The 1,954-nt window shown below is 34.7% G+C and carries 3 protein-coding genes; 2 read left to right on the top strand and 1 reads right to left on the bottom strand.

Going from position 1 to position 1,954, the window contains the following annotated elements:
- The coding region (locus AC1DND_RS26720) for an AarF/UbiB family protein (RefSeq protein ID WP_477585737.1) at nucleotides 1-728 on the top strand (728 nt) is incomplete at its 5' end.
- 379 nt (nucleotides 729-1,107) lie between these two features.
- Here the strand turns inward: AC1DND_RS26720 and AC1DND_RS26725 are convergent.
- Complete coding sequence (locus tag AC1DND_RS26725) at nucleotides 1,108-1,464, bottom strand: response regulator (RefSeq protein ID WP_477585739.1); 357 nt, start codon at nucleotides 1,462-1,464, stop codon at nucleotides 1,108-1,110.
- Between the two features lie 270 nt (nucleotides 1,465-1,734).
- On the opposite strand from AC1DND_RS26725, the gene AC1DND_RS26730 reads away from it, so the two are divergent.
- Nucleotides 1,735-1,954: hypothetical protein (locus AC1DND_RS26730; protein ID WP_477585741.1), on the top strand; the 220-nt coding region annotated here is incomplete at its 3' end.

Here is a 1,954-nt window from a genome sequence, read left to right on the forward strand (position 1 = left end):
AAGAAACAGATTACGAACTGGAAGTTAAACGTTCTATCGAATTTTCAGAAGCCTGTAAAAACCTCGATCATGTTGTATTTCCAAAGTACTATCCAGAATTATCCGGAAAGCGGATCATTACCATGGACTGGATTGATGGTTTGCATTTAAAAGAATTTTTACAAACAAATCCTTCTCAGGAATTACGTAATAAAATCGGACAGGCGCTGTGGGATTTCTATAATTTCCAACAGCATGAGCTAAGGGCTGTGCATGCGGATCCACATCCTGGAAATTTTATGATTACACCGGATGAAAACCTTGGAGTAATTGATTTTGGATGTATAAAAGAAATGCCTGATGATTTCTATTACCCGTTTTTCGCCTTAATTTCTACTGATGTAATTAATGATAAAAATAAAACGATAGATGCATTTAGAAAACTGGAGATGATCCATGCCGACGATTCTCCTGAGCAGATTGAGTTTTACCATAAATCGTATAGGGAGATGATCAGTCTATTCGCCAAACCCTATACCAGTAAATTTTTCGATTTTAGTAAACCTGATTTTTTTGAGCAACTATATATCTATGGCGAAAAAATTTCTAAAATGCCAGAATTTAAACAGGCTCGTGGCGTAAAACATTTTATTTACGTTAACCGGACTAATTTTGGGTTGTATACGATATTACATGAATTAAAAGCAACGGTTAAAACAGATACGTTTAAGCCTAATGTAACTGCCTAGAGAAATTCATTTCGATAAATCGTCATTAACAACCTGATTCGGAATCTTAATACAATAAGCTTTAAGATTGTGCCTGCGCCTATCTTGTGGGCACATCTTTTGCAATATTCTTAGCATTGACTGTCATTGCCAGCTTGACTGGCAATCTTAATGCAACAAGAAAGGTTAGTGAGCAATATTTGAAGCTTTAGGATTCCCGTTTTCACGGGAATGACGCAAGATGAATAGAATTGTGTCTACGCGACCGGCCTGCGCGGGAATGACGACTGCCCTAATAGAGAATCTATCATTGATAGCGTAGTGAGAAATCTATTGGCTTAAATCTAAATAATGTAACTTATAGATTTCACTCCCGAAAGGTCGTCATTTCGATAAAAATCTAGCTGTTTTTCTTCACTACTTCAACCAAGTGATCGATATCAAACGGTTTTTCGATATAATCATCAGCTTTGCATTCTTCTGCCTGTTGAGGTAAGTTATTTGACGTTGAAGTTAACACAGCCGATACATCTTCTGTTTCAGGGTCAGATTTAAGTTCTTTAATCACCTGTGATCCTCTCTTTTTTCCCTTAATGTGATCATCCACAATCACGACATCGGGTTCAATTTGGTCTATTTTATCTATAGGCTCAGTTGTTAATGATGCCGTAACATCAAATCCCTCCTCTTCCAGTACATGGTCCATTATATCAAGGATATCTTTATTATCCTGAACAAGCACAACCTTTTTCTTCATAAATAAACAGACTAAAATTCTCAATAAATATAAAGAAAAAGACTAGATCAATAAAAAATCTTAAAATATTTTACAAATGCTTGGTAAAAGTTTCAAGTTTTCGTCTTGAATTAATGCCTGTTCGTCGAGTATTAACTATCGATTGTATAAAAACGCAACATTGCCTGCAACGTTTTTCATTTCACTGCGTCTTATCATCAAAACTATAACAAAAAGACTTAAACATTTAAATAACAATTAATTAACATTTAATTATTAAATAAAAATATTATGAAAACCTCAATCAAAACCTTAATCGCCACTTCATTAACAGCAATCGTTCTATCATCAGCTCTATTTACGACAAGCGTTTCTGCAACAGAAAAAGAGCCAGATGCAATTTTAAAAATATCAGCTTTTAAAAGAATTTCTGTAAAAGGAAATGTAGAAGTAACCATTATCCAGCGGAGTAACCCAGGCATTTCTTACACTGATGATAACACAGGAACAG

The organism is Pedobacter sp. 01N416 (assembly GCF_056399685.1).

What these genes read in the sequence shown, in the direction of transcription:
- AC1DND_RS26725 (WP_477585739.1), bottom strand. Translation starts at nt 1,464, where the DNA reads ATGAAGAAAAAGGTTGTGCTTGTTCAGGATAATAAAGATATCCTTGAT.